Source organism: Streptomyces achromogenes subsp. achromogenes, assembly GCF_000720835.1.
GTDB classification, from domain to species: Bacteria; Actinomycetota; Actinomycetes; order Streptomycetales; family Streptomycetaceae; genus Streptomyces; species Streptomyces achromogenes.
The window spans coordinates 1-482 of sequence record NZ_JODT01000097.1; the positions used below are offsets into that span (position 1 = coordinate 1).

The 482-nt window shown below is 71.0% G+C and carries 1 protein-coding gene; it reads left to right on the forward strand.

From position 1 onward, the window contains the following. The coding region (locus tag IH25_RS0136850; RefSeq protein ID WP_030621438.1) for an alpha-glucosidase C-terminal domain-containing protein at positions 1 to 387 on the forward strand (387 nt) is incomplete at its 5' end. Positions 388 to 482 lie beyond the last annotated feature (95 nt).

The following is a 482-nucleotide window of genomic DNA, read 5'->3' on the forward strand; positions in this document are numbered from 1 at the left end:
CGCGAGGGCCGGACCATCGCCCCGCTCCTCACCCGCCTGAACACCATCCGCCGCCGCCACCCCGCACTCCAGCGGCTGCGCAACCTGCACTTCCACCACACCGACAACGACGCCGTGCTCGCCTACAGCAAACGCACGGGGTCGGACACGGTGGTCGTGGTCGTCAACCTCGACCCGCACCACACCCAGGAGGCCACGGTCTCGTTGGACATGCCGCGACTCGGCCTGGACCCGCAGGCGTCCGTGCCGGTGCACGACGAGCTGACGGGCGAGACCTACCACTGGGGCGGCACCAACTACGTGCGGCTGACGCCCGGCCGGGCGCCCGCGCACGTGCTCCACGTCGGGCGCTCGACGCCCCGGATCGGAGGGCCCGCAGCGTCATGACCGTCAACGAGCCCGTACCGGACACCTTCGAGGACACGCCCGCCAAGGACCGGGACCCGGAATGGTTCAAACGCGCCGTCTTCTACGAGGTCCTG